General features: G+C 29.8%; 5 protein-coding genes and 1 other annotated feature. Of the genes, 1 reads left to right on the forward strand and 4 read right to left on the reverse strand.

Annotated features, from left to right (window positions below):
* Positions 1 to 258: 258 nt before the first annotated feature.
* Positions 259 to 2,901: a valine--tRNA ligase gene (locus B2671_RS14040; RefSeq protein ID WP_346870960.1), complete on the reverse strand. Its 2,643-nt coding sequence runs from the start codon at positions 2,899 to 2,901 to the stop codon at positions 259 to 261.
* Between the two features lie 199 nt (positions 2,902 to 3,100).
* Positions 3,101 to 3,318: a binding site (T-box leader), on the reverse strand.
* A gap of 164 nt (positions 3,319 to 3,482) precedes the next feature.
* Between B2671_RS14040 and B2671_RS14045 the strand changes: the two genes are divergently transcribed.
* Positions 3,483 to 3,842: a hypothetical protein gene (locus B2671_RS14045; protein ID WP_346870961.1), complete on the forward strand. Its 360-nt coding sequence runs from the start codon at positions 3,483 to 3,485 to the stop codon at positions 3,840 to 3,842.
* Between the two features lie 103 nt (positions 3,843 to 3,945).
* Here the strand turns inward: B2671_RS14045 and B2671_RS14050 are convergent, their stop codons facing one another.
* The 3 genes from B2671_RS14050 to B2671_RS14060 form a co-directional block, all read right to left on the reverse strand.
* Positions 3,946 to 5,133: a transglutaminase-like domain-containing protein gene (locus tag B2671_RS14050; protein WP_346870962.1), complete on the reverse strand. Its 1,188-nt coding sequence runs from the start codon at positions 5,131 to 5,133 to the stop codon at positions 3,946 to 3,948.
* Positions 5,134 to 5,174: 41 nt separating this feature from the next.
* Positions 5,175 to 6,038 carry a recombination regulator RecX gene (recX, locus tag B2671_RS14055; RefSeq protein WP_346870963.1) on the reverse strand — a complete coding sequence of 288 codons (864 nt, stop codon included), beginning with the start codon at positions 6,036 to 6,038 and terminating at the stop codon, positions 5,175 to 5,177.
* 37 nt (positions 6,039 to 6,075) lie between these two features.
* Positions 6,076 to 6,479: insulinase family protein (locus B2671_RS14060; protein ID WP_346870964.1), on the reverse strand; the 404-nt coding region annotated here is incomplete at its 5' end.

Genomic DNA, 6,479 nt, shown 5'->3' on the forward strand with positions numbered 1-6,479 from the left:
CCAAACTTAGCAGTATCCTTTATATAGTTAATAGCTTCAGTATAATTCATAATAACCCTCCTGAATTCTAATTTCATAACCTATTTTACCTCATTACATATCCATACTCAACTATATCACACTAGTAATTATCAATATTAAAAAGGATATCTCCAAAGTATAAGACTATAAATAAAACATATAGTCTATACACTTTTAGATATCCTTCTATTTCTTAATATTAAAATTTATTTTTATATATACATTCTTAAATATTTTTTATTGTAACTTTTCTATACTTTCTAATACGGAATTATACATTTCTCTGTACTTTTCACCCTTAGCTTTCTCCTCTTCAACAACCTCAGCTGGAGCTTTAGAAACAAATCTTTCATTAGCAAGTTTTTTCTCAACTCTTTCAATTTCTCCTTGCAGTTTAGCTTTTTCTTTGTTTAATCTTTCAAGCTCTTTCTCTACATCTACTAACTCTAAAAGTGGCATGTAAATCTCTGCGCCCTTAGAAACTACAGATACTATATTTTCTGGTGCTTCTTCTTTAGCGTTTAAGATTATAACTTCACTAGCAGATGCTAATTTTTCAAAGTAAACTTTTCCTTCCTTGAAAGCTTCTGCTGCTTCAGTTGCATATATATATGTTTTAGCCTTTCTTGAAGGTGGTACATTCATTTCTGTTCTAGCATTTCTTGTATTTCTTATGGCATCTATAATATAGTTCATATATTCTTCTGCTTTAAAATCTTCTAAATCAGCTTCAAACTCTGGCCATTTAGCAATTGTAATAGATTTACTTTCTTTAGTTAAGTGAGTATAAATCTCTTCTGTGATATATGGCATTACTGGATGAAGTAATTTTAATCCTGAAACTAAAACTTTATTGAGAACATTCAAAGCAATTCCTTTAACTTCTTCATTATCACTATATAGAGATGGTTTAGCAATTTCTATATACCAATCACAGAATTCAGTCCACATAAAGTCATGAACCTTTTGAAGTGCAATACCGATTTCATATTTTTCTATATTCTCTGTAACTTCTTTAACCATATTGTTAAGCCTTGATAATATCCATCTGTCGGCTACAGAATAGTTCTTACAATCTTTATATTTCTCTATAATAGCTTCATCATTGTACATCATAACAAATCTTGATGCATTCCAAATCTTATTAGCAAAATTTCTTGCTGCCTCAACTCTTGATTCATAGAATCTTATATCACTTCCCGGAGCATTACCAGTAACAAGGGAAAATCTTAGAGCATCTGCTCCATAATTTTCTATAACTTCTAGTGGGTCAACACCGTTATCTAAAGACTTAGACATCTTTCTGCCTTGATCATCTCTAACCATCCCATGGAAAAACACTGTTTTAAATGGTACTTCATCCATGTTATATAAACCTGAGAATATCATTCTTGCAACCCAAAAGAATATAATATCTCCACCAGTAACTAATGTGCTTGTTGGATAAAAATATTTTAAATCCTCTGTATCACCAGGCCAACCTAAAGTTGAGAATGGCCATAGAGCTGAACTAAACCAAGTATCTAAAACATCCTTATCTTGCTCTAGGTCTGTAGAGCTACATTTACTGCAATGAGTTGGTGCTTCTGTTTCAACTATTATCTCTCCACAATCTTTACAGTACCAAACTGGGATTCTATGTCCCCACCATAATTGTCTTGAAATACACCAATCTTGAATATTTTCCATCCAGTTATAGTAGATTTTTTCAAATCTTTCTGGAATGAATTTTATATCTTTTTCTTTTACAGCTTTAATTGCTGGTGCTGCAAGAGTATCCATTTTTACATACCATTGTTTAGAAAGCATTGGCTCAATAGTACATCCACATCTATCATGAGTTCCTACATTGTGGCTATGCTCTTTAATCTTAACTAAATATCCTTGTTCTTCTAAATCTTTTATAATAAGCTTTCGAGCTTCATATCTCTCAAGTCCTGAATACTTTCCATAACCTTCAGATATAGTTCCGTTTTCTTCTAAAACCACAACTTCTTCTAAGTTATGCCTCTTACCTACTTGATAATCATTAGGGTCATGAGCTGGAGTTATCTTAACACAACCTGTTCCAAATTCCATATCTACATAGTCATCGGCTACAACTTGAATTTCTCTATTTACTAATGGTAACCTAAGTTTTTTACCAACTAGGTGAGCATATCTTTCATCCTTAGGATTAACTGCTACTGCAGTATCTCCAAGTAAAGTTTCTGGTCTTGTTGTAGCAATTTCAACTACTTCATCACTACCTATTACAGGGTAATTGATGTGCCAGAAATGTCCTCCTTGCTCTTCATATTCAATCTCTGCATCTGAAATAGCAGTCATACATTTAGGACACCAGTTTGTAATTCTATTTCCTTGATATATAAGACCATCTTTGTATAATTTAACAAAAACTTCTCTAACAGCCTTACTTAAATTTTCATCCATAGTAAAAGCTTCTCTTGTAAAATCAGCAGAACAACCCATTTTTTTAAGCTGAGTTTTTATTCTATCTCTATATTCCTCTGTCCATTCCCAAACCTTTTCTAAAAATGCTTCTCTACCAATTTCCTTCTTTTTAATTCCTTTTGCAAGTAAAGCTTTTTCAACTCTTACTTCAGTAGCTATACTTGCATGGTCCTCTCCTGGAAGCCATAATGTGCTATACCCTTGCATTCTCTTAGTTCTTATAAGTATATCTTGAAGAGTATTATCTAAAGCATGACCAAGGTGCAGTTGTCCTGTGATATTCGGTGGTGGCATTATTACTGTATATGGCTTTTTATTTTCATCTACTTGTGGAGTAAAAAATCCACTTTCTTCCCACCACTTATATAGTCTTTCTTCAAACTCTTTAGGGTCATAATTCTTTGCTATATTGTTATTTTCATCCATTGTTATTACCTGCCCTTCTATGATTTTTATTTTTACTATTAATTACTTGTTACAATAATTACAGTTCTAAGTACCTATAATGTATAAAACTTTAGCTAAACTAATATACTGATTTTAACAACTTATTTATTAACATATTTAATACCAGTAAGTTAAATTAATAGGTTGCTATGAAATTAATAAAAAAAGCGCTATCACCCCAAAGGACGACAGCGCGCGTTACCACCTTTATTTCTCAAAATTACTTTTAAGACTCTCTTAATTTTAACGATGAGGAACCACCGTCTTTAGCTACTTAGTTTCGCTAAAGCAACTCAGAAGCTACCTTCAAAATACTTCCTATAGAAAACCTCTCAGCCCATGGATTTTCCTCTCTTAATATTTCATATTCTTACTCCTCTTCATCACAGTCAATTTATCATGTATTATATATATTTCTCTTTTATAATATTATATACAATTCAACTCTTTTGTCAATACAAAATTAAAAATATAATTTACATAAATTTATAAATGTTATAGTATATTTTAGAACAAAATGGAAAATATTAAGATAAAGTACTAATTAGGAGGTCTTTTCCTTGAATTATTTTGCACAAGGTAATGATTTATATAAACTTAAGGACTATAAAAATGCAATTGATATGTATAAAAAATCTGCAGAGTTAAAGGAATATGAAGCACCTTCATTTTATAATTCTGCTGTATGTTTTATTAAACTTAAAAACTATAAGGCTGCAATACCTCTTATCCATAGAGCTTTGAATCTACGAAAAGAAAGTAAATATTATTTCAATCTTGCTTATTGTCATGTAATGATGGATGAAAATAAAAAAGCTCTAAATTATTTTAATACTGCATGGTCCATAGATAATACGGATACAGAATGTGAAAAGGCCATAAGTTTCATACTTTCTAAGTATAAAAAAACAAGCATGTAAGCTTGTTTTTTTATATTTAGCTATTATTTAAATTCCATAATACAAACTTTGAATAAATCTAATATAAAAGATTAATTTAAGCTTAAGTATTTAATTAAAATTTCTACTTCCATTCTCCCGCAATTTTTCTATTTCTATGCTCTGAATTAAAGGTATCATTATCAAAATAATTCCCTGCATTATAAAAAGTTGAATCCACATTTACCCATTTATCCATTTCCTTTATATACACTTCATTCCATGAGTGACTAACCCAAGACATTCCATTATAACCTTCTCCTACAATTAGCCTCACTGGTATATCATTTGCTTTACACATTGCAACATATAAACATGCATAATCAAAACACACACCTTTTCCTGTATTAAAAGTATTTATAGCTCCTGAATTAATCTCTGTAGGTATGGGATTATTCATAACTTCTGTAGCCTTATCATCGTCATAAATTATGGCATTTCCTATCCATTCATATAAAGCTCTTGCTTTATCATAGTCATTATCATACTTACTAGTTATACTTAATGCAGTATTATCTATTATCTCATTAGATCTTATTCCCTCATCTAATGTTACCCCATTATAAAAAACTACCCCTTGAAGATATCCATTTACATCATCAACTATATTGTTTTTCTCATCTACTACCTTGAATGAGTTCTCTAATATATTGGGAAAACTTTTAGCTATCTCTGAATCCGTAACAGGCTCTACAATCTTTTTATTAATATAACTATATATGGTAGACGAATTTAACTTATTATCTAGCTTTGGATTACTTAAAAAAATTGATGCATAGCTAAGTAGTGCTGATAATATTATCATATAACATATAGCCTTAGGAATTTGAAATATCCCTCCTAATAAAGCTCTAGTACCTCTACCTGTATTTCTAATACTGGTATCAATGGCATCTGAAGCTGGATATAAAGTAGTCCTGCTGATAAATTCTATAATGGCTTTAAATATCTGATAAATAATTAAGAATGTAAACAATAATATAATTCCATTAAATAGCTTAGATTTAGTAATAAGATAAGCAAAGGATGGAGAAATCTTTGAGGATATATATTCAACTAATCCATACTTATCTAATGCAAACACATTTTTTACCACCACAGTAGTTAATATTATTGAACAAACCATTGCCATAGAAGTTAATACACCCTTAATTGTAGCCACCATGCTTTTACTTTTTAATTTAAATACAATACCCATTATTACAGGATATACAAATGCTATAACCAATACTAATGAAACAATATTTATATTATACTCCTCTAAAAATTCCATTCTATCCCTCCTTTTCTCTCCTGTTAGACTTTCTTCCAAATTTAATAATAGGAATCTTCACCTTTAATAATCTTATTCAATACAGTTTTGATATCGCTGTAATTATAACCCTTTCTTAAAAGGAAATCCTGTAGTTTTTTCTTTATTTTAATTGCATCCTCTTCTGATTTGCTAAGGCGTTCATATCTTTTCTCTGCAATACTGAGAAGTTCATCCCATTGATTTTCCTTAACCCGATTATAACCATCTGACCTAAAGGCTTCTATATTTTCTTTTTCCTTGATTTCTAATTTATTTACTACTGATTTAATAGTATCAAAATTATATCCCTTAGATATTAAAAAAGTATTAAGTTTACTTTTTATTTTTACTATATTGCCTTCATTTTTACATAACACCTTAAGTTTTTTTTCTGCTAGCTTTAAAGCCACTGTTTCTTCATCCTTAGAAGAAATTTCATTTAGTATGTTATTTATCATCTCCTCAGATATACCCTTTTTTATAAGTTTATATCTAATGTTTCCTTTGCCTTCTATTCTAATATTTTGTGTTACAAAAGCTTTTGCATAATATTCATCATCAATAAATTTATATTCCTTTAGAAATTCTAAAACTCTGTCTATGACACTATCTTCATATTCCTTCTTTTGTAGAAATTCTCTCACTTGAAATTCACTCTTTAGAGCTCTCTCAATATATTTTAAAGCCTTTGTCTTTGCTGTAAGAAAATTATCTTCAACTATAACTTTCTTTAGCTCTTCAATATTAATTTCTTTTCCCTTAGATAAATTATGATAATATACTAATTCACTGCTACATCCAAAGGCAAATTCACCATTTATAAATATATTTACTCTGTTATCTTTTTTCTTTTGGGCTTCAATCTTAGTAATTATTTTACTCACTGTTCTTCCTTCCCATCATCTATAGAAATTTTATACCTTACTCCCTATCACATAGAAGCACATGAATTGTAGGCTTATTTAGTACCTTCTTAGCTACTTCATATAAATCTTGAGCTACTATATAATTCAAATTCTCCATATCTTCATTAAATTGATATAAATTATCCTCTTCCATAGCTTGATGTACTACATAATTTCCTAAATCTGTTGAATCCTCTAAAGTAGAAGCTATAGCAGTCTTGAACACCTTTTTCATTAAATTTATAGTATTACCATCAAATACAATTATTTCCTCTTTAATTTTTTCTATACAATTATTTATAGTTTCTATAGTTGCATCAACATCCTCTGGCGCTACTGCTGCATAGATATATAAAGTTTTCAAGTTGTTTGTTAAGTCAAGACTTGTATAAATATCATAAGCAAGTCCCCTATCTTCTC

The organism is Clostridium sp. UBA5119 (genome assembly GCF_002414285.1).
GTDB lineage: Bacteria > Bacillota > Clostridia > Clostridiales > Clostridiaceae > Clostridium_J > Clostridium_J sulfidigenes.

What these genes read in the sequence shown, in the direction of transcription:
- B2671_RS14040 (WP_346870960.1), bottom strand. Translation starts at nt 2,901, where the DNA reads ATGGATGAAAATAACAATATAGCAAAGAATTATGACCCTAAAGAGTTT.
- B2671_RS14050 (WP_346870962.1), bottom strand. Translation starts at nt 5,133, where the DNA reads ATGGAATTTTTAGAGGAGTATAATATAAATATTGTTTCATTAGTATTG.